Source organism: Jutongia hominis (genome assembly GCF_014384965.1).
GTDB lineage: Bacteria > Bacillota > Clostridia > Lachnospirales > Lachnospiraceae > Butyribacter > Butyribacter hominis.
This window is the reverse complement of sequence record NZ_JACRSW010000032.1, coordinates 154,318-179,090: the sequence shown is the minus strand read 5'-3', so window position 1 is coordinate 179,090 and position 24,773 is coordinate 154,318. Positions and strand designations below refer to the sequence as shown.

Here is a 24,773-nt window from a genome sequence, read left to right as displayed (position 1 = left end):
CATATAGTTATAACAAAAAAGGTTTGGATTCGCATGCCTGTTTGTTATAACGATCTGTTACAGAATAAAGAAGAAAAAAAGCTCTGGAGAGCAGGAGCATATCTGCGTGTTTCCAGAGAAGATGGAAAAGAAAGAGAAAGTGACAGTATAGACAGCCAAAGAAAGGTTATTCGTTCGTATCTGAAAAAAGAAGCAGATATTTGTCTGGTACGGGAATGGATCGATGATGGTATCAGCGGGATCCGGTTTGACAGGGAAGGATTTGAGCAAATGCTTTGTGCGATCAGGCAGGGACGGATCAATTGTGTCCTTGTTAAAGATCTTTCCCGGTTTGGCAGGGATTATATACAGACCGGATATTATATACAGCACTTTTTCCCGCAAAACCGGATTCGTTTTATTGCGATTAGTGAACGATATGACAGCATACAGGTGGACTTTTGGGAGAGAAACTTATATCTGCCGATCTTAAATATCTTAAATGATGGTTATTGTCAGGATATTTCCCAAAAAGTCCGTTTAGGACAGGAAAGTAAAAGGAAAGAAGGTGCCTATACAGGTGCTTTTTGTGTTTATGGCTATCAAAAAAATGAAAAGGATCACAATGTGTTAGAAATTGATCCACAGGCAGCCATGATGATTCGTAAAATCTTTGAATGGCGGATACAGAGACATTCGGCTGAAAAGATTGCCAATTACCTGAACCAATTAGCTGTTCCATCTCCCTACCGCTACAAACAATTACGGCAGGAAGCGTTTTATACCGATTTTGCCCAAAAAGAGATTCTTTTGTGGTCACCGACTGCTGTACGAAGAATCCTTCATAATAAAATGTATGCCGGATATTTGCAACAGGGAAAGAGTAAAAAGATCAATTATAAATTAGCCGACCGGATGCTGCTTCCAAAGGAACAATGGATCGAGCAAAAGAAAGAAGAACTTGGGATCATTTCAGAGGATATCTATTGGCAGGTACAACAGCCAATCTCAAAACGAGGAGAGTTCGATGTATAAAAAAACAGCCATTTATGCCAGAATATCTGTTAGACATTTAAAAAGAAAAGAAGGCTCGATCCAAAGCCAGATTCAGTGTTGTAAAAGCTGGATTATAAAAGAGATGCCCAAAGAAACGGCATATCAGGTCTATGTCGATGAAGGGTATTCAGGAAAAGATTTTTTCAGACCGGCATGGCAGCAACTGATCAGGGATTGTCAAAATGGAAAGATCAACTGTCTTTTAGTCAGGGATCTTTCGCGTATGGGAAGAGACTATTTGCAAGTTGGAGAATATATGGAACGCTTTTTTCCGGGGCATCAGATCCGTCTGGTTGCAATAGCAGACCGTTATGACAGTGACCGGTACGACTGCTATTTTGGAACCTATGCATTGAAAAACTTTTTCAATGAATGGTATCGAAAAGATATTGCCGGAAAAGTAAGTCTTGTAAAAGCAGAGCAGAAAAAGGAAGGTTCTTTTCTGGGAAGTCATGCAAGATATGGCTATACGATCGTATCGTACCGGCAAAAGAGAATATTAGTTGCAAACGAAACAATCATCATACGTTTTATTATCTGCTTTTTGTCGGTACGAGGTTATCGCAGCACACAGATCGTAAGCTGGCTTTATAGACACCGGGTATCGACGCCGTCAGAGTATGAAAAGACAAAGCATATGATCTGTCAGAAACACTTTCTTACTCATTGGAATGATGCTGTCATACGAAAGATCATAAAGCAGGGAATTTGAAAAATTTTTCATACAGCAGAGGGGATTACGACACGGCTTAGAACAATCTCACCGGTCTGGGTGACATCTTTGATCTCGTCTTCCGGTATTTTTGGAGGATAATCCCCATAGAGAGTATGCGGTGGAATCACATAAAGCTGAGCAGTATCGGATTCCGTTCTTTCGAGTGGAAGCATTTGGACATCTTGTAAAGCAGTCTGCCCGGATAAGATTTCTGCACCTGAGAAGTTTTGTGTTTCATAGCCGGGAGCAGATACCTGTATGTTATAAACGGAATAAGGCTGTGTATCATTTGGTTCTAAACTGTATTCTACCGGTGGTGCGGCAAGTTCGATCGAATCGGTCTGCCCATTTTGATCAGTTGTGATCTCATCAATGACGATATTGGGATCATTGATATTACTGATCCGTACCGTAGCATTTTCAATCGGTCTGGCACCAAGACGTGAAGTGATATTGGCACGGAAAAGACCGCGGTCAGGCAGATCCTGTGTGATTTGAAGTGATGGCATATAGATCATCCTTTCTATGCATGATATTTTCTATCCATACAGTAGATTTCTGTTATGATATAAAGATGACAGAAAGCCGTATTTATAGAAGCTTTGTTTCATTTTATGCAAAAATAAAAAAGGTGTCATTGCTATTTTAGAAAAGATACAGTACAATAGAATGTTGTGGCATCCATGTAAAGAAGAAAATGATAAAACGTGACAGCAAAGTATGAACACGATATCGCCTGGTTTACAATGTGAAGGCATTCTTCTGAATAAAATAACCCAATGAAAACAAAAGAAATGAGGAAAACAAATGGAACAGATTAAGATTAAATATTTTACAGACAAGATAGATAAATTAGAATATATTGATGGCAAATCGGACTGGATCGATCTGCGTGCATCCGAGGAAGTGACATTAAAAAAAGGAGAGTTTAAGCTGATTCCACTTGGTGTAGCCATGGAACTTCCAAAAGGCTATGAAGCTCATATCGTACCAAGAAGCAGCACATATAAGAATTTCGGACTGATCCAGGCAAACCATTGCGGTATCGTAGACGGTTCTTATTGTGGCGATAATGATATGTGGAGAATGCCGGTGATTGCAATGCGTGATACAACAATCCATGTTAATGACCGCATCTGTCAGTTCCGTATTATGAAAAACCAGCCTCGCATCTGTTTTGAACAGGTCGATCATTTAGAAGGAGCCGACAGAGGTGGTTTTGGTTCTACCGGAAAGAATTAAAGGAAAAAGTAAAAAGGTTGTCAAAAAGAGGAAAAACAGAATCTTTGGAAAAGAGGAAAGAGAATAGTATGAGAGTAAATAAAAGAAAAATAGCAAGTTTATTGTTAGCTGGAGCTTTGGTTTGTTCCGGTACAACACCGGCATTGGCAGCACCTAAAAGCAGTGCATCACCATCACCGACAGCCACGGTATCAACCAAACCCAAAAGTACACAAAAGCCGCTTGATACGACAGTAGATCCAAATGGAATCTATCATGCAACATTAGGTTTTGAAACAGAATCAACTTATCGAAGTGTCTACCGCTATGGTCATTTTGATGATAAAAACCGTTCTAAGCCGGAATGGAAACAGATCGTCAGTGGCACAAAAGGAAGTTATAACTATCGTACCTATCCAGGCACATTTAAAAATGCGATCATCAAAGGAAACGGAACTTATAGTGTACAGCTTCGTAATGCCAATTACCGTTATGCAAGCACATTTAAGCTGTTGCAGGTATGTACGGATATTCCAAATACAGGAGATATTAAGTTCTCTGATTTACAGGTTACTGTAAACGGACAAAAGAAACTAAGCTTTAAGAAAGTATCTTTGGCAAGCAGTCAAGATTATACAGTATTATATGCAATCAATGATAAGAAAAAAGATTTAGCTGATCTTGGCAGCCGGAAGCGTATCGTACCGCCATCGTATCAGAATAACTCGGTTGTGATCAAATTCAAAGTCAGTGGTTTTAACTATAATAAGGGCGAAGCTGTTCCGACACCGACAGTAGAACCGACTAAGACACCGGATCCAACCGTTGCACCAACGCAAAAAGCGAAGACTACGCAAAAAGCGGATGCTGACCAGTCCGTACAAAACACTAAGAAGAATAGCAAGGATACAGAGGTGATCACACAGGAAAAGCAGATTGGCATGGGTGTTGTTGTGATCGTAGCGATTGCCGGTATTTTAGCATGTCTGATCATTGTGAATAAGAGAAAGAGATAGCGTGGTTTTTCTTGACACGGATTGTATTTGTGTATACACTATAAATAATATGCATTCCACTGTTTTTTCAAATGGTATTGATCTATGAAAAAAGAAAGATACAAAAGAAAATAATAAGGGATATGAAAATTTTAAGAAAAGTCAGTATGCATAGAGAGAAATTTAATAAAGGAAGGAAGCGTTAGGATGAATTATAAGATAGCATCGATTGCCGGAGATGGAATCGGTCCTGAGATTGTCAGAGAGGCAAGAAAGGTCTTAGATAAGATCGGTCAGAAGTATGGTCATACATTTGAGTATGAAGAACTTCTTATGGGAGGATGTTCGATTGATGTCTACGGAGAATCATTAACAGATGAAACATTAGAAAAGGCAAAAGCCTGTGATTCTATCCTTTTGGGAGCTGTCGGAGGAAATGTCGGTCAGTCAAACTGGTATCAGATCGAACCAAGCAAACGTCCGGAAGCAGGATTATTAAAGATTCGTAAAGGATTAGGTCTGTATGCCAATATTCGTCCTGCAATCCTTTTTGATGAATTAAGCGGTGCATGCCCATTGAAGCCGGAATTAACAGAAGGCGGATTTGATTTTGTTGTTATGCGTGAGCTGACAGGTGGTCTTTATTTCGGTGAAAGAAAAACCATTGAAGAGAACGGTGTGACAAAAGCGATCGATACGCTTTCTTATGATGAAAATGAGATCCGTCGTATTGCAAAATGGGGCTTTGATGTAGCCATGAAGAGAAATAAAAAAGTATGCAGCGTAGATAAAGCCAATGTGCTGGATTCTTCCAGATTATGGAGAAAAGTAGTAAAAGAAGTTGCAAAAGACTATCCGGAAGTAGAACTGACAGATATGCTGGTGGATAACTGTGCGATGCAATTAGTACGTGATCCAAAGCAGTTTGATGTGATCTTAACAGAGAACATGTTTGGTGATATTCTTTCCGATGAAGCGAGTATGGTAACCGGATCGATCGGAATGCTTTCTTCTGCAAGTCTTGGAGCAACGAAACTTGGTCTCTATGAGCCGAGCCATGGATCGGCACCGGATATTGCAGGACAGAATAAAGCCAATCCAATCGCCACAATTCTTTCAGCTGCTATGATGCTTCGTTATTCTTTTGATCTGGAAGAAGAAGCAGATGCCGTTGAAAATGCAGTAAAACAGGTATTAAAAGACGGATACCGCACAGTTGATATCATGGCAGAAGGCAAGACTTGTGTCGGAACAACCGAGATGGGTGATCTGATCGCAGAAAGAATCTGATAAGACAGATACATAGTATAGAAACGAGGTAAAAAAGATGAAAAGTGATGCAGTAAAAAAGGGAATTGCAACAGCCCCTCAAAGATCATTGTTTAATGCATTGGGCTTAACAGAAGAAGAATTACAAAAACCGTTAGTCGGTATTGTCAGCTCTTATAATGAGATTGTACCGGGACATATGAATATTGATAAGATTGTAGAAGCCGTTAAACTTGGTGTTGCAATGGCAGGCGGTACGCCGATTGTTTTTCCTGCAATAGCTGTCTGTGACGGTATTGCCATGGGACATGTCGGTATGAAATATTCTTTGGTAACAAGAGACTTGATTGCAGATTCGACAGAATGTATGGCAACAGCACATCAGTTTGATGCATTGGTTATGGTGCCAAACTGTGATAAGAATGTACCGGGACTTTTAATGGCAGCAGCGCGTGTCAATGTTCCAACTGTATTTGTTAGTGGCGGACCAATGCTTGCCGGTCATGTAAAAGGACAAAAGACAAGTCTTTCTTCTATGTTTGAAGCCGTTGGTGCTCATGCAGCCGGAAAGATGACAGAAGAAGATGTTGATGATTATGTATGCAATGCATGTCCTACCTGTGGTTCCTGCTCCGGTATGTATACCGCAAACAGCATGAACTGTCTGACAGAAGCAATCGGTATGGGCTTACAGGGTAACGGAACGATCCCTGCTGTTTATTCCCAGAGATTAAAATTAGCAAAGCATGCCGGAATGAAAGTGATGGAATTGTTAGAAAAGAACATCCGTCCAAGAGATATTCTGACAAAAGCAGCATTTGAAAATGCATTGACAGTAGATATGGCACTTGGCTGTTCAACGAATACAATGCTTCATCTGCCTGCAATCGCACATGAAGCAGGTGTGGAGATCAATCTCGACATTGCAAACCAGATCAGTGAAAAGACTCCAAACTTATGTCATTTAGCACCTGCCGGACATCATTATATGGAAGAATTAAATGAAGCCGGTGGTATCTATGCTGTTATGAATGAATTAGCAGAACTTGGTCTTCTTCATACAGATCTGATCACGGCAACCGGTAAGACTGTCGGTGAAAATATCAAAGGCTGCACTGTAAAAGATACAGAGATCATCCGCCCGGTAGAAAATGCATACAGCCAGACAGGCGGAATTGCCGTATTACGTGGTAATATCGCGCCGGACAGCTGTGTGGTAAAACGTTCCGCTGTTGTACCGGAGATGATGGTACATGAAGGACCTGCCCGTGTCTTTGACTGCGAAGAAGATGCGATCAAAGCAATTACAGGCGGTCAGATTGTAGAAGGAGATGTTGTAGTGATCCGCTATGAAGGTCCAAAAGGTGGTCCGGGTATGCGTGAGATGTTAAATCCAACTTCTGCGATTGCAGGAATGGGTCTTGGCTCCAGTGTTGCATTGATTACAGATGGTCGTTTCTCAGGTGCATCCCGTGGTGCGTCAATTGGCCATGTTTCACCGGAAGCAGCCGTTGGAGGTCCGATCGCATTAGTAGAAGAGGGCGATATCATTTCAATCAATATCCCTGAAAATACGATCAATGTAAAAGTTTCAGACGAAGAACTGGCGAAGAGAAAAGCAAATTGGGCACCAAAAGAGCCAAAAGTTAAGACAGGATATCTTGCCAGATATGCATCTATGGTTACTTCTGCCGATAAGGGTGCTATTTTACAGATTAAATAAAAAAGATACATAGAAAGGCATGGTTAGTAAGAATGCAATTAAATGGTTCGCAAATTGTAATAGAATGCTTAAAAGAACAAGGTGTAGATACCGTATTCGGGTATCCGGGGGGCGCAATTTTAAATATTTATGATGAATTATATCGTCATCAGGACGAGATCAGACATATTCTGACTTCCCATGAGCAGGGAGCATCTCATGCAGCAGACGGATATGCAAGAGCAACAGGAAAAGTCGGTGTATGTATGGCAACAAGCGGTCCGGGAGCAACCAATCTTGTTACCGGAATCGCTACTGCCTACATGGATTCCGTACCGATGGTAGCCATTACCTGTAATGTGGGAATTTCTCTGCTTGGAAAAGATTCCTTTCAGGAGATTGACATTGCAGGAGTAGCAATGCCGATCACAAAATATAGTTTTATTGTAAAAGATGTAAAAGATCTTGCACCGACATTGCGCAGAGCATTTTCTATTGCACGTTCCGGTCGTCCGGGACCTGTTCTTGTGGATATTGTAAAGAGTGCAACAAGTGATGTGACAGAATATACCAAAGAAAATCCGGTCATTGAAGAGTCTTCGAATGACAGATTATCAGAAGAAAATGTACAAAAGGCAATAGAACTGATTCAGACTGCAAAGAAACCGATGATCTTTGTCGGTGGCGGAGCCGTGATCTCCGGGGCACAGGAAGAGTTAAAGGAGTTTGCAAAGAAAGTAGATGCACCGGTTACGGATTCCTTAATGGGAAAAGGTGCATTTGACGGAACCGATGAACGTTATGTCGGAATGCTTGGTATGCATGGAACAAAGACTGCAAATTTAAGTCTGATGGAAAGCGATCTGTTAATTGTAGTCGGCTCGCGTTTCTCAGACCGTGTGGCAGCAAATCCAAAGACCTTTGCACAAAATGCAAAGATTATCCAGATCGATATTGATGAAGCAGAGATCAATAAAAATGTAGCTGTTGATATCAGTCTGATCGGTGATGTCAGAAAGGTTCTTACGGTATTAAATCAAAGACTGGATTCGCTTTCGCATACTGACTGGATGCAGGAAGTAGCTGAGCGCAAAGTTGAAGTGCCACTTAATTACAATCATGATGTATTGACCGGACCATATATCATTGAGAAACTCGATGAGATCACAAATGGCGAAGCAATCATTGCAACAGAAGTAGGACAGCATCAGATGTGGGCTGCGCAGTATTATAAATACAAACACCCACGTACTCTTTTGACATCCGGCGGACTTGGCACGATGGGATACGGACTCGGTGCTGCGATCGGAGCAAAGACTGCATATCCTGACAAAGTTGTAGTCAATATTGCAGGAGATGGTTGCTTTCGTATGAATATGAATGAGATCGCGACTGCGACAAGAAGCAACATTCCTGTGATCGAACTGGTCTTTAACAACCATGTACTTGGCATGGTAAGACAATGGCAGACTTTGTTTTATGGAGAGCGTTATTCGCATACGGTATTAAATGATAAAGTTGATTTTGTAAAGCTTGCCGAGGCAATGGGAGCAAAAGCATACCGTATCACGAAGAAAGAAGAAGTGGAGCCGATATTAAAAGAAGCGATCGCATTGGGGGAACCGGTTGTGATCGACTGCATCATTGACAGCGATGACAAGGTATTTCCTATGGTTGCTCCGGGCAAAAATCTCGATGATGCTTTTGATGAACAGGATTTGTTAAATCAAAAATAAGAGAAAATAGAAAAAAATTCACACATTTTGTATAAATTGTGGTACAATAGTCTAGTGTGACACGGAATTGTTGTCAGACAACTTGATGTCAGATGATATACAACTTGAATCCAAAAGATGAAAAGCGATATCATTTTACATAAATAAGCAAGATTAGATGAACGATCATCTAAATTTACAGAAGGAGGCAATTTGGAAAATGAGCAGAGTGTATAATTTTTCAGCCGGTCCGGCGGTATTACCGGAAGAAGTTTTAAAAGAAGCTGCAGATGAAATGTTAGATTATCAGGGTTCAGGCATGTCCGTTATGGAGATGAGCCACCGTTCCAAAGTATATGATGACATTATCAAGACAGCAGAGAAAGATTTAAGAGAGTTGATGAACATTCCTGACAATTACAAGGTAATGTTCCTTCAGGGTGGTGCCTCGCAGCAGTTTGCAATGATTCCTATGAATTTGATGAAGAACAAAGTAGCAGATTACATTGTAACCGGTCAGTGGGCAAAGAAAGCATGGATGGAAGCTACAAAATATGGTAAGGCAAACAAGATCGCATCCTCTGAGGACAAAACATTCTCGTACATTCCGGACTGTTCCGATCTGCCTATTTCTGAAGATGCTGATTATGTATATATTTGTGAAAACAACACAATTTACGGTACAAAGTTTAAAGAACTTCCAAACACAAAAGGCAAGACTTTAGTAGCAGATGTATCATCATGCTTTCTGTCAGAACCTGTAGATGTTACAAAATATGGTGTAATCTATGGCGGTGTTCAAAAGAATATCGGACCGGCAGGTGTTGTTATCGTGATCATGCGTGAAGACCTGATCACAGATGATGTGTTAGAAGGAACACCAACGATGTTAAAATATAAGACACATGCTGATGCCGATTCTCTTTATAACACACCACCGGCATATGGTATCTATATCTGTGGTAAAGTATTTAAGTGGCTTAAGAAAATGGGCGGCTTAGAGGCTATGAAGAAGAGAAACGAAGAAAAAGCAAAGATCTTATATGATTTCCTTGATCAGAGTAAACTCTTTAAAGGTACTGTTGTACCAAAGGATCGTTCTTTAATGAATGTTCCGTTCGTTACAGGAGATGCTGATATGGATGCGAAGTTTGTCAAAGAAGCTACAGAAGCTGGATTTGTCAACTTAAAAGGACACCGTACCGTTGGCGGTATGCGTGCAAGTATCTACAATGCAATGCCAAAAGAAGGGGTAGAAAAGCTTGTAGAATTTATGAAGAAATTTGAGGAGGAGAATGCATAATGTTTAATTATACATGTTTAAATCCGATCGCTCAGGTAGGACTTGATGAATTATCAGATCAGTATCAGAAAGTGGAAGATATCAACGATGCAGATGCTGTCTTAGTCCGTAGTGCTGCCATGCATGATATGGAATTTTCTGATAAGCTTTGTGCAATTGCCAGAGCCGGTGCCGGAGTCAATAACATTCCATTAGATAAATGTGCCGATCAGGGTATTGTCGTTTTTAATACACCGGGTGCAAATGCAAATGGCGTAAAAGAGCTTGTATTATGTGGTATGCTTCTTGCTGCCAGAGATATTGCAGGCGGTATGGAATGGGTTAAAGAAAATGCTTCCGATGAAAATATTGGTAAGGCAATGGAGAAAGCGAAAAAGCAGTTTGCCGGAACCGAATTAAAGGGAAAGAAATTTGGTGTTATCGGACTTGGTGCGATCGGTGTTCTTGTAGCCAATGTAGCAAGACATCTTGGTATGGATGTATATGGTGTTGATCCATTCTTATCTGTTAAGAACGCACTTTCTCTTTCAAGAGATATCACAGTTGTAAAATCATATGATGAATTATATGAAATATGTGATTATATTACAGTTCATGTGCCATATATCCCTGATACAAAGGGTATGTTAAACAAAGAAGCTTTTGCAAAGATGAAAGATGGCGTAGTTATCCTGAACTATGCAAGAGATCTTCTTGTAAATGATGAAGATATGAAAGCAGCATTAGAGTCAGGAAAGGTTGCAAGATATGTAACTGATTTCCCAAATCCTGCTGTTATGCAAATGCCTCATGTAATCGCAACACCACATCTTGGTGCTTCTACGGCAGAGTCTGAAGATAACTGTGCTGTTATGGCTGCACATGAGATTAGTGAGTTTATGGAAAATGGTAACATTATCAACTCTGTAAACTATCCAAATTGTGATGCAGGTGTATGTAATACAAAAGGACGTATTACCGTAGCGCATAGAAACATTCCTAAGATGTTAAACAGATTTACGGAAGTATTGTCTGATGAAGGAATTAACATCGATCATATGACAAATAAGAGCCGAGGGGATTATTCTTATTGTGTATTTGATATTGATGCAGATTCCACACAGGAGATCGCAGATAAATTAAATGCGATCGATGGTGTATTAAAAGTGCGTGTTATCAAATAAAACAGAATACATAGGCAGGATATGTTTTCGTGGACATCCCATTCTGTCATTGTAATTGAACTTAGTCCGCAGCAGGTTTTCTTGCTGCGGACATTTTTATGAGTTAGAAAAATGCTCATATGGTAGTGGTATAGCTCCAAGAATTGCGATAGCAATTCTTGCAAAGTTTAATGGAACATTAAACTTTTGATAAAGCGCTGGCTTTGCACTTTTTTATGGAATAGGAAATTGCTCGTACAGTAGTGGTACACATAGCAAAGCGCTGGCTTTGCACTTTTTTATAGAATGGAAGAAAAATAAAATGCAATATGAAGAAGCGTTAGAATATATTAAAAATATTGAAGTGAATTTAGGCAGTGACTATTCGCTAAGAGATGTTACAGAGCTTTGCAAACGTGTTGGCAGGCCGGATCGTAAGATCAAAGTGATCCATATAGCTGGAACAAATGGAAAAGGTTCTGTCGGAACGTATCTTGCGAATATCTTAATGGAATCGGGCTATAGGGTAGGCAGATATCTGTCACCGACGATTTTAGATTATCGGGAACGAATCCAAAAGATAGAACGGAAAGAAAAAACAAACACAGCAGATATAAATTGTGAAGAAAGAAAAGCAAACACAACAGACATAAATTGCGAAGAAAGAAAAGCTGCCTTGCTGGAACAAATGCAAAGCACTTTTGCAAAAGAGGAAGAGGTCGCAGACTGTCTGACCGTACTTAGAAGCATTTGCAAACAGATGGTGCAGGATGGATTTGGGCAGCCAACCGCATTTGAGATCGAAACAGTCATGGCATTTATGCTTTTTGAAAAATGGAATGTTGATATTGCAATCGTAGAATGCGGACTGGGTGGAAGAATGGATGCAACTAATTTTCTTATCAATCCTTATTTATGTCTGTTTACTTCGATTAGTAAAGATCATATGGGAATACTGGGAAATACAAAAGAAGAGATTGCAAAAGAAAAATTCGGGATCATAAAGAAGAATACAACCGTTGTATCATTAAAGCAGGATTTTAGCTTGAAACTGTTAGAACAAACATGCAAAGAGCAGGATGCAAAACTGTATCTTTGTGATACGAAGCAGATTATAAACAAAGTATTTTGTCTGAATCACAATACATTTTCTTATTTGGGAGAAAAGTATGTGTTAGAACAAAATGGAGTATATCAGACAGAAAATGCAGCTCTTGCAATTCATGCGGCAAAAATATTAGAAAAAAAAGGAATGCATCGGATCACGATACCTTCGATTCAAAAAGCATTAGAAGAAAGTTTTTGGTATGGCAGGTTTGAACTGCTTTTAAAAAAGCCATGTATGATTGTAGATGGAGCACATAATGAAGATGGAGCATTGCGATTAAAGGAATCATTAGAAATGTATTTTCCAGAGGAAAAATGTATCTTTATCGTGGGGATGTTTCGTGATAAAGCATATGACAAAGTATTAGAAATTATGCTTCCGTATGCTAAACGTTTATATACCGTATCTACGAAAGGAAAAAGAAAGCTGGATGCAAAAGAGCTTGCAAGTCATGCGGCTGCGCTAAATCAGGATCTCTCGATACAATCCTGTGACAGTATACAGCAGGCAGTCAGAGACGCAAAAAAAGAGGCAGACAAGAACAAAAACAAAGATAAGATCATCCTGTTTGGTACATTATCTTTGATCCACGAGATCTATCAGGAAGTATTGTAGAATTTATAAAAAGAAGGGATACAAGAGAAATGAAGATAGGAAATAAAGTATTTGATTTTACCAAAGACCATACTTATGTAATGGGTATTTTAAATGTGACACCGGATTCTTTTTCTGACGGAGGCAAATTCAACGAAAAAGACAAAGCACTGTATCATGTAGAACAGATGATCAACGAAGGTGCTGATATCATCGATGTCGGTGGAGAATCGACAAGACCGGGATACCAGAAGATTTCAATCGAAGAAGAGATTGCAAGAATAACCGGTATGTTAGAAGCAATCAAGGCACGTTTTGATATTCCGGTTTCGATCGATACCTATAAGGCACCGGTAATGAAAGAAGCATTAAAAGCCGGAGCAGATATGGCAAATGATATCTGGGGACTGCGTTACGATCATTTTTATGCAAAAGAAGGTGAAACTTCGGTATGGGATTGCAAAACGATGGCAGAAGTGATCGCAAAAGAAAATGTTCCGGTATGCATCATGCATAACAGACCAAAAGCAGTGTATCAGGATTTTATCCCGGATGTTTTAGCAGATTTAAAAGAGAGTGTAGCGATCGGTGTGTCGGCAGGCATTCCGAAAGAAAATATGATCTTAGATCCCGGTGTCGGATTTGCAAAAAGCTATGAAGATAATCTGGAAGTACTTCGGCATTTAAAAGAGTTTCATGTTCTTAATATGCCGCTTTTGCTTGCAACATCGAGAAAGTCCGTGATTGGTCTGACATTAGATCTGCCGGTTGATCAAAGAGAAGAAGGCACGCTGGTTACGACTGTTTTAGCAGCAAAAGAGCATTGGAATATGGTTCGTGTGCATGATGTTAAGAAGAATGTGCGCGCGATTAAAATGATGGAAAAAATCATGCATAAAATATAACACATGCATGGAAAATGATGGAAAAACCATGCAAAGTTGACATTTCAAAATAAAAGTGCTAAATTAAATGAGAAATGCGTGGATCAGGAATAGTAAATACCGACAGGTCGATAGAGAGAAGCCGGATGGTGCAAGGCTTTGACCGGAAAGTATGGAACCAGCCTGGGAGCAGTAAGATGAAAAAGTTTGTATATTGTGAAGGAATGATGGTTACAGATGCGAAGAGAAATCTTACCGGCAGTCTCCGTTATCAGAGGCACGTAAGTAAAAAGCTTATGATGAGAGCAGGTTTTTCCTGAAATTAGGTGGTAACACGGATAAGTAGATTCGCCCTAAACAGTGTATTCTGTTTGGGGCTTTTATATTTTACACTTTTTATTGAAAAATAGGAGGAAAATTAGAATGAAGTTAGACAAGTTAATTGGTTCAAGATTCAAAGAAAGACCGGCAGACTGCGTGATCGACAGCCATGCTTTGATGATCCGTGGCGGTTACATGAAAAATGTTGGTAATGGTATTTATTCCGAATTCCCTGTACTAAAAAGGATCACAGCAAAGATTGAAAATATCATCCGCGAGGAGATGGATGCGATCGACGGACAGGAAGTGCTTTTCCCTGTTGTCCTTCCGGCAGATCTCTGGGATGAATCCGGCAGATATGAATCAGTAGGAAGTGAGCTTCTTCGCTTTACAGACCGTAATAAAGCACGCATGGTACTTGCGATGACACATGAGGAAGCTGCTGTTCAGCTTGTCAGAGAATATGCACAGTCTTATACAAAGTATCCGTTCATGATCTATCAGATCCAGAGAAAATTTCGTGATGAGGCAAGACCTAGAGCCGGTATGATCCGTGTTCGTGAATTTACAATGAAAGATGCCTATTCTTTCCATACTTCACAGGAAGATTTAGAGAACTATTATGATAAATGCTATGTTGCATACAACCGTATTTTCCAGAGAGCCGGTATCCCTGAGGTGGTTACCGTAGCTTCTGATTCAGGCATGATGGGTGGAAATCTTTCGCATGAATATATGCTTTTAACTCCGGTTGGAGAAGACTCGATCGTACTTTGTACAGAATGCGACTACAGTGCTAACATGGAAGCTGCTGAAAATAAGATGGTCAATGAAGAGACTGGAACAACACAGGAATTACAATGCATCGAGACACCGGATTGCAAGACGATCGAAGATGTCTGTGCATTCTTAAAGAGTGATGTAACGTCTTCTTGCAAAGCAGTTGTATATCAGAAGAATTTCGATGATACCTTTGTGGTTGCATTTGTACGTGGTGATTATGAAGTCAATGAGACGAAACTTCGTAATCTGGTAGGAGAAGAGATCCATACTGCTGAGATCACGGAAGACGACTGCTTAGCAGCCGGATATATCGGACCATATCAGATCGCAAAAGAAGCAGAAGTTTATCTGGATGTCAGCTTAAAAGGCTTAAACAATGTTGTAGCCGGAGCAAACAAAGAAGGCTATCATTATACAGGATTAAATCTCGAAAGAGATTTGGAAAATCCAGAGTTTGTGGATATTTCAAAGGTGCAGGAAGGAAATGTATGCCCTTGTTGCGGTAAGAAAACGATCACGATCAAGCGTGGTATCGAAGTTGGTAACATTTTCCAGCTTGGTACAAAATATACAAAGAGCATGAATATGACCTATACCGATGAGAACGGCAGACCACAATATCCGATCATGGGATGTTACGGAATCGGTGTCGGAAGAATGGCAGCTTCAATCTGCGAGGCACACCATGATGAATATGGTCCGATCTGGCCAATCTCTATTGCTCCTTGGGAAGTGCATATCTGCTGTCTGCGTGCTGATGATGAAGAGACAAAAGTCGTTGCAGATACATTATACAAAAAGTTACAGGATGCCGGAATCGAAGTGATCTATGATGATCGTACCGGTGTACGTCCTGGTGCGATGTTTAGTGATGCCGATCTTTTAGGTGTACCGGTTCGTGTTGTAGTAAGCCCGCGTAACTTAAAGGAAAACAGTGTCGAGATCACGACCAGAGATAAATCTGTCAAAGAGATGATCGCAGTTGATGATGCATTTGACTACATTAAAGATCTGAAAGACAAATTATACAGCCGGATCAATGAAAAAGTTGAAGAAAGCAAGTAGAGCATGAGAAAATGTATCAGAAGTCTGTGAAGCTGTCTATTGCAATAAAAGGCACTTTCATGTAAAATAAAAAGTATTCATGAATTGACTAATAAGAAATACAGCTAGGAAAGGTGGAAACAACATGTTTAAGATCAATGATAATTATTTGAAACTTCCGGGAAGTTATCTTTTTTCAACGATTGCAAAGAAGGTAGCAGCATATACAGAGGCGAATCCGACAAAAGACATTATCCGTCTGGGAATCGGTGATGTAACACTCCCTTTGGCACCGGCTGTTATCAAAAGACTGCACAGTGCGGTAGATGAGATGGCAGATCAGAGTACATTTAAAGGTTATGCACCGGATCTTGGTTATGAATTTCTTCGTACTACGATCGTAGAGAATGATTATAAAGCAAGAGGATGCGATATTGCGGCTGATGAGATCTTTGTCAGCGATGGTGCAAAGAGTGATTCAGGAAATATCGGAGATATCTTTTCACAGGATAATACGATTGCCGTTTGCGATCCGGTCTATCCTGTTTATGTAGATTCGAATGCAATGGCAGGACGTACCGGTGTCTATGATCCGGCAACCGAAAAATGGTCTAATGTCATTTATATGCCGTGTACAAAAGAGAACAACTTTGTACCGGAACTTCCAAAAGAAACACCGGATATCATTTATCTTTGTTTCCCGAATAATCCTACAGGTACGACGATCACAAAAGATCAGCTTCAGGTATGGGTAGATTATGCATTAAAAGTCGGTGCCGTGATCATTTACGATGCAGCTTATGAAGCATATATCTCATCAGAAAACGTACCGCATTCGATCTATGAATGTGACGGAGCAAAGGGATGTGCAATTGAGATCCGCAGTTTTTCAAAGAATGCAGGATTTACAGGTACACGTCTTGGTTTTACAGTTGTTCCCAAGGAATTAAAGAGCGGTGATGTTACATTACATTCACTTTGGGCACGTCGTCATGGAACAAAATTTAACGGTGCACCATATATTATTCAGGCTGCCGGTGCTGCTGTGTATTCTGAAGAAGGCAAGAAAGAGACAAAAGAGCAGATCGCTTATTATATGAACAACGCAAAAGTGATCCGTGAAGGTCTTGTTGGTGCAGGATATGAAGTCTATGGTGGTATTGATGCTCCTTATATCTGGTTAAAAACACCGGATAATATGAAATCATGGGATTTCTTTGATTATCTATTAGAAGAGTTAAATATTGTTGGAACACCTGGTTCCGGATTTGGTCCTAGCGGAGAAGGATACTTCCGCCTGACAGCTTTTGGCAGTGCTGAGAATACAGTTAAGGCAATGAAACGTATTAAAGCAGGAAAAGCAGAATAATTATAGTAAAATAGTATAATGTGTAGTCAGAATTCTTTGGATGTTTCGAAAAATTCTGGCTACATTCATATTATTTTAGGATATATAATAAAGAAGAATCAGTAAGAGTATGTAGAAATGAGGATTGGTTTATGAAGAAAATATGGAAGAAAGCCTTTTTGTTTGCTGTTTTGCTTCTGTTTTCCGGAATGCAATACCGGTCGGCATCTGCGGATGCTGTTGTAAAAGATGAAGATACAACATATGACCGTTATATTGCGTTTGGTGCAGATCTGACAGTAAAAGAAAAAGCAGCTGTTATGAAAGAATTCGGTATTACAAATGCCGATCTGTCAGACTATAAAGTGATTGAGATCACGAATAAAGAAGAACATGAATATCTTGGAGATTATATTTCTTCTTCGGTGATCGGCAAAAGAGCGTTATCTTCGGTTATGGTCGTAAAGACGGAAAAAGACAGCGGTATTGCTGTAGATACGAAGAATATCAGCTATTGTACATCCGGTATGTATTGTAATGCACTGGTTACGGCAGGATTAGAGGATGCACAGGTGACGGTTGTCGGACCATTTAATATCTCAGGAACTTCGGCATTGGTCGGAGCTATGAAAGCCTATGCCACGATGACCGGAGAAGACATTTCAAAAGATACGATGGATACAGCAACCAATGAGCTGGTTGCTACCGCAGATCTTGCAGACAGCATTGGAGATAAAGAAAAAGCAGCTGAACTTGTGGCAGCAGTAAAACAGAAAGTTTTTTCAGACGGATTGACTTCTTCTGCGGATATCCGTGATGCGGTAGATGCTTCTGCAAAAGCACTGGATGTTAATCTTTCTGATGATGATGTGAACAATATCGTTGATATGATGGATAAAGTATCAAAAGAAGATATTAATATTGATGCGATCACAAGTCAGGCAAAGGACATTTATGATAAGTTAAAAGACAATGGCATTGATTTTAGTAAAGTCGATACCAAAGGACTTGCAGAAAAAGTCGGCAGTGTATTTGCCAATATATTTAATGCAGTCAAAGATTTCTTTACCGGACTTTTCGGATAAGCAAAATGAAGTGTAGTATAAATGGAAAAGAAGGCAGGTGTTCGCTTTTTTATAGGGTGCATTTAAAAAAATGGCAGATCTGCTTTTGAATTCAGAAACGGAGCGTTATATGGCAAATATTATTTCAGATGAAACAATTGAATATGTAGGGATTCTTGCTAAGTTAGAGCTTAGCGAAGAAGAAAAAGAAAATGCAAAAAAAGACATGGGTGAGATGCTAGATTACATCGACAAATTAAATGAATTAGATACAACAGGGATAGAACCAATGTCGCATGTTTTCCCGGTACACAATGTTTTTCGTGAAGATGTTGTAAAAAATGGGGATGGAAGAGAAGAAACATTAGCCAATGCACCGGAGCGTAAGGATGATTGCTTTGTTGTACCAAAGACAATCTGATCATGTGATTGAAAGCACAGCCGGGCAGAGAATCTATATGCTTATGATGAAAGTGTAAATATATAGAAGACAGATTCGGGATTACTAACGATGCAGGAAAACAGAGTAAGAGCAGAAAAGGAGATTACTATGTCTTTAATGAGTTTAACGGCAGTTGAATTAGGAAAAAAGATCAAAGCAAAAGAAGTAACTGTGGTAGAAGCAGTACAGGAAGCTTTAGATGCCGTAGAAAAGAAAGAAAAAGATGTAAACAGTTTTGTAACTGTTATGCGTAAAGAAGCATTAGAAAGGGCAAAAGAAGTACAGGAAAAGATTGATAACGGAGAATTAACAGGTCCTCTTGCCGGGGTTCCGGTTGCGATCAAAGATAACATGTGTACAAAAGGAACGCTGACAACCTGTAGTTCCAAGATTCTCAGAAATTTTGTGCCAACTTATACAGCACAGGCAGTTGCTAACTTAGAAGAAGCCGGAGCTGTGATCATTGGTAAGACAAATATGGATGAGTTTGCCATGGGAAGTACCACAGAGACTTCTGCATTCGGACCGACAAAAAATCCATGGAATACAGAGCATGTACCGGGAGGATCTTCAGGTGGTTCCTGTGCAGCAGTTGCAGCAGAAGAATGTTCATATGCACTGGGTTCGGATACCGGTGGATCAATCCGCCAGCCAAGTTCATTTTGCGGTGTTACCGGTATTAAGCCGACCTATGGAACGGTATCCCGTTATGGTTTGATCGCTTATGGGTCTTCTTTGGATCAGATCGGACCGGTTGCAAAAGATGTGACAGACTGTGCGACAATCTTAGAAGTGATCGCATCACATGACACAAAGGATTCAACTTCTGTAGAAAGAGAAGACTATGATTTCACTTCTGCTTTGGTTGATGATGTCAAAGGCATAAAGATCGGTATTCCAAAGGATTATTTCGGAGAAGGTCTTGATCCTGAAGTAAAAGAAGCTGTTTTAGCAGCTGCGAAAGTATTAGAGCAAAAAGGTGCGATCGTCGAAGAATTTGATCTTAGCCTGGTAGAATATGCGATTCCGGCATATTATACGATCGCCTGTGCAGAAGCAAGTTCGAATCTGGAACGTTTTGATGGTGTCAAATACGGATATCGTGCCAAAGAATATCAGGGACTCCATAATATGTATAAAAAATCCCGTTCCGAAGGATTTGGTGCAGAAGTAAAACGTCGTATCATGTTAGGTTCTTTCGTATTAAGTTCAGGATATTTTGATGCTTATTATCTGAAAGCACTTCGTACAAAGGCATTGATCAAGAAAGCCTTTGATAAAGCCTTTGAAAAATATGATATTATCTTAGGACCGGCTGCTCCGACAACTGCTCCAAAGCTTGGAGAAAGTTTAAGTGATCCGTTAAAGATGTATCTTGGAGATATTTATACCATTTCCGTCAATCTTGCAGGACTTCCGGGAATTTCCCTTCCTTGCGGAACAGACAGCAAAGGACTTCCGATCGGTTTACAGTTGATCGGTGACTGCTTTGCAGAGAAAAAACTGATCCGTACCGCATATGCGTATGAGCAGACGAGAGAATATGCCCATAGTCCGTTAGCATAGACAGGATAGAAAGAATAATGACATATTGATTGGTTAAGAACTTTATAAAAAGTTCGGAAATGGAGATGAAGATGAAACAATTTGAAACCGTTATCGGTCTTGAAGTACATGTCGAATTAGCGACAAAGACAAAGATATTTTGTTCGTGTTCTACAGAGTTCGGTGGAGAACCCAATGCTCATACCTGTCCGGTCTGCACCGGTATGCCGGGATCTCTTCCTGTTTTAAATAAACAGGTTGTAGAATATGCAGCAGCCGTTGGTCTTGCTACAAATTGTACGATCACACAGAATTGTAAGTTTGACCGAAAGAATTATTTTTATCCGGATAATCCTCAGAATTACCAGATCTCACAGTTATATCTTCCAATCTGCAGGGATGGAAGCATTGAGATTGAGACAGAAGACGGACAGAAGAAAACAATCGGGATCCACGAGATTCATATGGAAGAAGATGCCGGTAAGCTCGTACATGATGAATGGGGCGAGAATTCTTTGGTAGATTATAACCGTTCCGGTGTGCCATTGATCGAGATTGTATCTGAGCCGGATATGCGTTCGGCAGACGAAGTAATCGCATACTTAGAGAAGTTAAGAATGATCGTTCAATATCTCGGAGCTTCTGACTGTAAGTTACAGGAAGGTTCGATGAGAGCGGATGTCAACTTATCTGTCAGAGAAGTCGGTGCGAAAGAATTTGGTACACGTACAGAGATGAAGAATTTAAACTCTTTTAAAGCAATCCGTCGTGCGATTGAAGCAGAAAGGGAGCGTCAGATCGATCTGATCGAAGCCGGAAAAGAAGTGATTCAGGAGACCAGACGCTGGGATGATACCAAAGAATACTCTTATGCAATGCGTTCGAAAGAGGATGCACAGGATTATCGTTACTTCCCGGATCCGGATCTTGTACCGGTTATTATAAGTGATGAATGGCTTGCTGACTTAAAGGCACGTCAGCCGGAATTACAGACAGAGAAGATGGAACGCTATAAGACAGAATTCAAGCTGCCTGAATATGATGCAAAGATCATTACCGGTAACAAAAAAATGGCAGATGTGTTCGAAGCTGCCACGGCAATCTGTAGCAATCCGAAGAAAGTTTCGAACTGGCTGATGGTTGAAACGATGCGCTTATTAAAAGAAAATGATCTAGACGCTGATCAGATCCCATTCAGTCCTGAAAACTTAGCAAAACTGATCAAGCTGACAGATGACCGCACGATTAACAGTACCGTTGCAAAAGAAGTCTTTGAACAGGTTTTTGCAAATGATGTAGATCCGGAAGTTTATGTCGAAGAGCATGGATTAAAGACCGTTGCGGACGATGGTGCACTTCGCAGCACGATCGAAGAGATCGTAGCGAACAATCCACAATCTGTAGAAGACTATAAGAGTGGTAAGAAGAAAGCAATCGGTTTCCTTGTCGGACAGACCATGAAAGCAACGCAGGGAAAAGCAGATCCTGCTACGATCAACCAGATCTTAGTCGAGTTATTAAAATAAAGATCCTATCAGGAAAGGGGTGGCAGAAATGGAAGAACAGCGTAGATCCAAAAGAATTCCTGTTTACATGGAGTTAGAAGTATCTTCTTTATTTAAACAGGATAATGTAAAAGTAGGAAATATCCATGCACCGATCGAGGTACAGAATATCTCTCGCAGAGGAATTGGTTTTAAGACACAAAGTATCCTGCCAATCGGATATTATTTTAATGCCCGTCTGGAAATGGAAGGAGAGGATGAAAACCTCAACTGTGTTGTGAAGATCGTACGTCAGGCTAAGACAGAGGATGGCTGTTATTTTTACGGCTGTGAATTTGTAGGAATGGCTTCTGTATTTGATTATATCTTTGAAGATATTGAAAAAAGATATGGGGATTATGCATAAGCTCTTTGGAAAGCGGGAAGAAATCTTTTATTCTAAAAGAGCGATCTTGGATTGGAAACAGAATGCATGATGTAAAGTTCAAAGAAGAGAAACGGAATAGTTGAGACTTAAAGCAAAAAGGACAACGTGATTATTTGACGTTGTCCTTTTATCAATACGCTGTGTCTATCGTTAGTGGATCGCAGATTCTGTGTGGTTTTTAAGCTCGGATATCAAAAGAGAAGCGTTTCATCTCATCGGTGGCATGTGTGTTGACTTTTGTATTGATAAAATGGTCTAGAGATGGCGAATCTCCTTCTTTTTGCTTAAATTGCATCTGGCATGAAAATCCTTGTGCGTTCAAGGCGTTTTTGAGCAGATCTTCATTGATGCGAAATAATTGCACGCTGGATGCATCGTTTAAAGAAAAATCAGCAAGGATATCATTGTGGTTGCGGTCAATTTTTATATCAATCGTTCCTAAGTGTTCCATGTCCAGATGAAGCAGGACGCTTGATCTTTCCGGATTTTGACGAAGTTTTTGCTTCTGGGTGTATACATAGAGTTCACTATGGGCATCCTGATTTTGCAATTTTAATGGCATTTGGAAGAAAGAAAATGTCTCACTCAATGTCTTCATAAATTGGATATTGCTTGTCATATCATGTGCATAGCCACCCAGTTCTTTGGAATCACTTCCGGATAAAGAATTCTGGATCAGTGATTCGAATTGGTTGATCTGCTTACTCATATGGTTATAGAACTTAGACAGATCACCGTTCTTTAATTGTTCCGGTGTGATCGTCCAGTTGCTTTGCAACAGACGGGAGAACAATTTCTGAAAAGGTTCGGAAGCAAAAAGTTCTTTTACCTGTGCACTGTCAGAAAGAGAGATCGTGTTATAGATCACGGTCAGAACATCTCTTGTCGCAGCTTCACCGGATGCGATCGATAAAAGCATACTCTGGCTGATCGGCATTCCTTGTAAGCTTTTTAATAATGCATTGCGGTCATCGACAGAAAGACTTGTATTTAAAAAGTCTTGTTCTCTGGCTGCATACAGATATTTTTCGGCTAACAGATCAATAGCTGTTTTTGGAATGCTGTTGTCTTTTAAAGAAGTATCATTGGAAGAGCGTATATTTTCTAACGTATCATTTAATGCATTTTTGGCACTTTCCGAAAAGTTTTTTAGAAATTTTCCAGCCAGTGCAAAGCGACTTTGTGTCTGTGGTTCTTCATTAGTTTCTACGGATGGATTGATTGATTCTGCATCTGCCGGTTTTTCTGCTACCGTATCAGTAGCAGAAGAACCGGCATTTTCTTCTTTTAGAGAAAGAATGTTTTTGACAAAATCTTCTGTAACAGGAGCAGCATTTGCAGAAGAAGGCTCTAATGCCTGATTGATCGTATTAAGCAGCCGTGTCAGCTCTGAACTGTCAAGGTCACTTTTTAATGTACCTGAAAGGATTGCATCACGCAAAAGTGTCATCGCATCTTGTAAAGATAATGTCTTTTGATCAATTTGTTTTGCAATATCCTCTGTTAATGCGGTATCCGATAATAGTGTTTGAATCTCTTCTAGCGTGTCAGACGGCAGACTTGCAATCGTTGGTGTTGTACTTTCAATAGAAGCATTTCCGACAGAAAGGCCGATTGACAGCATTTCTTTGCCAAATTGTGCCACAGCATCGGCATTGCTGTTTTGAGCCAGAGCAGCAAGTAAAGCGGGAACGTCTTTCGAAAAGGATTGTACGCGTTCTACAAGATCAGCCTGTTCATGCAGATAATTACTAAACTGTTGTACGGAATCTTTAGAAAGCGGCATCATGAGACGCTTCATGACAGCGAGTGTGTTCATATCTTTTGTATCAAAATCATATGCCTGCTGCATTAACTGCTGGATCGATTCTCGGTTGATCGGAAGAAGATTATCCATCAATGCTTTGACGGTGTCCTGATTATAGGAAGTCGGTGGAAGATTTGCTTCATCGAGAGCCTTGTTGATCAAATTCATTTCTGTGTCATTTTCACCAAGAGAAATATTTTCCAGATAAAGTGTATTACCGGCAATGTCGCTGAGCCGGAAAGCACCGGTCTGACCGATGCTGTATTTGGAACTGTCAGCAATCTGGGCACGTACTACTGTATTATCTTCTAAAGTCAATGAAATCTGGTTATTACGCAGATCGGTAATCTCTCCTTTTAATACATCACCGACATGGATCGCACTGGGACTTCTGGTGGTTGCATAGTTCATCGTGCTTCCAACGGTACGTGTATTCATAGAAGAAGCACTCCGCTGATTGATCGTTCGCTGTCTGCTGGTTGTACTCTGATTCGAAGAAGCAGTTTGTGATTGATTGGTATTTAATGATTGGATTCTTTGGTTCATAGTCATCTCCGTTTCTTTCTTATACAGATCTAAGATGAAAACAATATTTATAATAGAAGCATTGTCGTGTTTTTACCACAGAATGCTATAAAAATATTATAGCAAGATACATCTTTTGGCACAAGTTATTAATAATAAGAAGAAAGAGTGCATTGATAAGGAAACTCTGCAAAAGAGCGGAAATTCACTTTGCGAATAAATAATAAGAAAAAATAAAAAAAAGTTTCAAAAAGTTCTTGACAATGATTTTAAGGAGTG

At 40.0% G+C, this 24,773-nt stretch carries 20 protein-coding genes and 1 other annotated feature; of the genes, 18 read left to right on the top strand and 2 right to left on the bottom strand.

Annotation, left to right across the window (positions count from 1 at the left end):
• Window positions 1-33 precede the first annotated feature (33 nt).
• Together H8700_RS09720 and H8700_RS09715 are read left to right on the top strand one after the other, a co-directional pair.
• Window positions 34-1,014: a recombinase family protein gene (locus H8700_RS09720; protein WP_249305419.1), complete on the top strand. Its 981-nt coding sequence runs from the start codon at window positions 34-36 to the stop codon at window positions 1,012-1,014.
• Window positions 1,007-1,747 carry a recombinase family protein gene (locus H8700_RS09715; RefSeq protein WP_022141878.1) on the top strand — a complete coding sequence of 247 codons (741 nt, stop codon included), beginning with the start codon at window positions 1,007-1,009 and terminating at the stop codon, window positions 1,745-1,747. Before H8700_RS09720 ends, H8700_RS09715 begins: the two co-directional genes overlap by 8 nt.
• Window positions 1,748-1,755: 8 nt before the next feature.
• On the opposite strand, the gene H8700_RS09710 is transcribed toward H8700_RS09715, so the two are convergent.
• Window positions 1,756-2,259: a carboxypeptidase-like regulatory domain-containing protein gene (locus H8700_RS09710; RefSeq protein WP_249305417.1), complete on the bottom strand. Its 504-nt coding sequence runs from the start codon at window positions 2,257-2,259 to the stop codon at window positions 1,756-1,758.
• Between the two features lie 298 nt (window positions 2,260-2,557).
• On the opposite strand from H8700_RS09710, the gene H8700_RS09705 reads away from it, so the two are divergent.
• The 16 genes from H8700_RS09705 to H8700_RS09630 all read left to right on the top strand — a co-directional run bounded on the left by H8700_RS09705 (window position 2,558) and on the right by H8700_RS09630 (window position 22,141).
• Window positions 2,558-2,992, top strand: a complete 435-nt coding sequence (locus tag H8700_RS09705) for a dUTP diphosphatase (protein WP_249305415.1) — start codon at window positions 2,558-2,560, stop codon at window positions 2,990-2,992.
• Between the two features lie 68 nt (window positions 2,993-3,060).
• The gene (locus H8700_RS09700; RefSeq protein ID WP_249305413.1) at window positions 3,061-3,987 is read left to right on the top strand and encodes a DUF3558 domain-containing protein; all 927 of its coding nucleotides are present in this window, start codon (window positions 3,061-3,063) and stop codon (window positions 3,985-3,987) included.
• 186 nt (window positions 3,988-4,173) lie between these two features.
• Complete coding sequence (leuB, locus tag H8700_RS09695) at window positions 4,174-5,256, top strand: 3-isopropylmalate dehydrogenase (RefSeq protein WP_249305411.1); 1,083 nt, start codon at window positions 4,174-4,176, stop codon at window positions 5,254-5,256.
• Between the two features lie 37 nt (window positions 5,257-5,293).
• Entirely contained in the window at window positions 5,294-6,958 is a 1,665-nt protein-coding gene (ilvD, locus tag H8700_RS09690; protein WP_022141883.1) for a dihydroxy-acid dehydratase, read from the top strand.
• Between the two features lie 32 nt (window positions 6,959-6,990).
• Complete coding sequence (ilvB, locus tag H8700_RS09685) at window positions 6,991-8,673, top strand: biosynthetic-type acetolactate synthase large subunit (RefSeq protein WP_178413342.1); 1,683 nt, start codon at window positions 6,991-6,993, stop codon at window positions 8,671-8,673.
• A gap of 199 nt (window positions 8,674-8,872) precedes the next feature.
• Window positions 8,873-9,955, top strand: a complete 1,083-nt coding sequence (serC, locus tag H8700_RS09680; RefSeq protein WP_022141885.1) for a 3-phosphoserine/phosphohydroxythreonine transaminase — start codon at window positions 8,873-8,875, stop codon at window positions 9,953-9,955.
• Window positions 9,955-11,118: a phosphoglycerate dehydrogenase gene (locus tag H8700_RS09675; protein WP_249305409.1), complete on the top strand. Its 1,164-nt coding sequence runs from the start codon at window positions 9,955-9,957 to the stop codon at window positions 11,116-11,118. Before serC ends, H8700_RS09675 begins: the two co-directional genes overlap by 1 nt.
• A gap of 301 nt (window positions 11,119-11,419) precedes the next feature.
• A complete protein-coding gene (locus H8700_RS09670) occupies window positions 11,420-12,820 on the top strand; it encodes a bifunctional folylpolyglutamate synthase/dihydrofolate synthase (protein WP_249305408.1) in 1,401 nt (466 codons plus the stop codon).
• Window positions 12,821-12,849: 29 nt separating this feature from the next.
• Entirely contained in the window at window positions 12,850-13,704 is an 855-nt protein-coding gene (gene folP, locus H8700_RS09665) for a dihydropteroate synthase (RefSeq protein WP_249305406.1), read from the top strand.
• A gap of 70 nt (window positions 13,705-13,774) precedes the next feature.
• Window positions 13,775-14,042 (top strand) — a binding site (T-box leader).
• 64 nt (window positions 14,043-14,106) lie between these two features.
• Window positions 14,107-15,852 carry a proline--tRNA ligase gene (locus H8700_RS09660; protein ID WP_249305403.1) on the top strand — a complete coding sequence of 582 codons (1,746 nt, stop codon included), beginning with the start codon at window positions 14,107-14,109 and terminating at the stop codon, window positions 15,850-15,852.
• Window positions 15,853-15,976: 124 nt separating this feature from the next.
• A complete protein-coding gene (locus H8700_RS09655; protein ID WP_249305401.1) occupies window positions 15,977-17,200 on the top strand; it encodes an LL-diaminopimelate aminotransferase in 1,224 nt (407 codons plus the stop codon).
• Window positions 17,201-17,331: 131 nt separating this feature from the next.
• Window positions 17,332-18,264, top strand: coding sequence for a DUF1002 domain-containing protein (locus H8700_RS09650; RefSeq protein ID WP_022141892.1), 933 nt, complete (start codon window positions 17,332-17,334; stop codon window positions 18,262-18,264).
• A 109-nt stretch (window positions 18,265-18,373) separates the two neighbouring features.
• Window positions 18,374-18,664: an Asp-tRNA(Asn)/Glu-tRNA(Gln) amidotransferase subunit GatC gene (gene gatC, locus H8700_RS09645; RefSeq protein WP_022141893.1), complete on the top strand. Its 291-nt coding sequence runs from the start codon at window positions 18,374-18,376 to the stop codon at window positions 18,662-18,664.
• A 129-nt stretch (window positions 18,665-18,793) separates the two neighbouring features.
• The gene (gene gatA, locus H8700_RS09640; protein ID WP_249305398.1) at window positions 18,794-20,251 is read left to right on the top strand and encodes an Asp-tRNA(Asn)/Glu-tRNA(Gln) amidotransferase subunit GatA; all 1,458 of its coding nucleotides are present in this window, start codon (window positions 18,794-18,796) and stop codon (window positions 20,249-20,251) included.
• Between the two features lie 71 nt (window positions 20,252-20,322).
• Entirely contained in the window at window positions 20,323-21,756 is a 1,434-nt protein-coding gene (gene gatB, locus H8700_RS09635; protein ID WP_178413697.1) for an Asp-tRNA(Asn)/Glu-tRNA(Gln) amidotransferase subunit GatB, read from the top strand.
• Window positions 21,757-21,784: 28 nt separating this feature from the next.
• Window positions 21,785-22,141 carry a PilZ domain-containing protein gene (locus tag H8700_RS09630; RefSeq protein ID WP_022141896.1) on the top strand — a complete coding sequence of 119 codons (357 nt, stop codon included), beginning with the start codon at window positions 21,785-21,787 and terminating at the stop codon, window positions 22,139-22,141.
• A 199-nt stretch (window positions 22,142-22,340) separates the two neighbouring features.
• On the opposite strand, the gene fliK is transcribed toward H8700_RS09630, so the two are convergent.
• Window positions 22,341-24,515, bottom strand: a complete 2,175-nt coding sequence (fliK, locus tag H8700_RS09625) for a flagellar hook-length control protein FliK (RefSeq protein WP_249305396.1) — start codon at window positions 24,513-24,515, stop codon at window positions 22,341-22,343.
• Window positions 24,516-24,773: the final 258 nt, after the last annotated feature.

Bases quoted from the DNA above. Each gene is read 5' to 3' on its own strand.
- H8700_RS09720 (WP_249305419.1), top strand. From the start codon at position 34: ATGCCTGTTTGTTATAACGATCTGTTACAGAATAAAGAAGAAAAAAAG.
- H8700_RS09715 (WP_022141878.1), top strand. From the start codon at position 1,007: ATGTATAAAAAAACAGCCATTTATGCCAGAATATCTGTTAGACATTTA.
- H8700_RS09710 (WP_249305417.1), bottom strand. From the start codon at position 2,259: ATGCCATCACTTCAAATCACACAGGATCTGCCTGACCGCGGTCTTTTC.
- H8700_RS09705 (WP_249305415.1), top strand. From the start codon at position 2,558: ATGGAACAGATTAAGATTAAATATTTTACAGACAAGATAGATAAATTA.
- H8700_RS09700 (WP_249305413.1), top strand. From the start codon at position 3,061: ATGAGAGTAAATAAAAGAAAAATAGCAAGTTTATTGTTAGCTGGAGCT.
- leuB (WP_249305411.1), top strand. From the start codon at position 4,174: ATGAATTATAAGATAGCATCGATTGCCGGAGATGGAATCGGTCCTGAG.
- ilvD (WP_022141883.1), top strand. From the start codon at position 5,294: ATGAAAAGTGATGCAGTAAAAAAGGGAATTGCAACAGCCCCTCAAAGA.
- ilvB (WP_178413342.1), top strand. From the start codon at position 6,991: ATGCAATTAAATGGTTCGCAAATTGTAATAGAATGCTTAAAAGAACAA.
- serC (WP_022141885.1), top strand. From the start codon at position 8,873: ATGAGCAGAGTGTATAATTTTTCAGCCGGTCCGGCGGTATTACCGGAA.
- H8700_RS09675 (WP_249305409.1), top strand. From the start codon at position 9,955: ATGTTTAATTATACATGTTTAAATCCGATCGCTCAGGTAGGACTTGAT.
- H8700_RS09670 (WP_249305408.1), top strand. From the start codon at position 11,420: ATGCAATATGAAGAAGCGTTAGAATATATTAAAAATATTGAAGTGAAT.
- folP (WP_249305406.1), top strand. From the start codon at position 12,850: ATGAAGATAGGAAATAAAGTATTTGATTTTACCAAAGACCATACTTAT.
- H8700_RS09660 (WP_249305403.1), top strand. From the start codon at position 14,107: ATGAAGTTAGACAAGTTAATTGGTTCAAGATTCAAAGAAAGACCGGCA.
- H8700_RS09655 (WP_249305401.1), top strand. From the start codon at position 15,977: ATGTTTAAGATCAATGATAATTATTTGAAACTTCCGGGAAGTTATCTT.
- H8700_RS09650 (WP_022141892.1), top strand. From the start codon at position 17,332: ATGAAGAAAATATGGAAGAAAGCCTTTTTGTTTGCTGTTTTGCTTCTG.
- gatC (WP_022141893.1), top strand. From the start codon at position 18,374: ATGGCAAATATTATTTCAGATGAAACAATTGAATATGTAGGGATTCTT.
- gatA (WP_249305398.1), top strand. From the start codon at position 18,794: ATGTCTTTAATGAGTTTAACGGCAGTTGAATTAGGAAAAAAGATCAAA.
- gatB (WP_178413697.1), top strand. From the start codon at position 20,323: ATGAAACAATTTGAAACCGTTATCGGTCTTGAAGTACATGTCGAATTA.
- H8700_RS09630 (WP_022141896.1), top strand. From the start codon at position 21,785: ATGGAAGAACAGCGTAGATCCAAAAGAATTCCTGTTTACATGGAGTTA.
- fliK (WP_249305396.1), bottom strand. From the start codon at position 24,515: ATGAACCAAAGAATCCAATCATTAAATACCAATCAATCACAAACTGCT.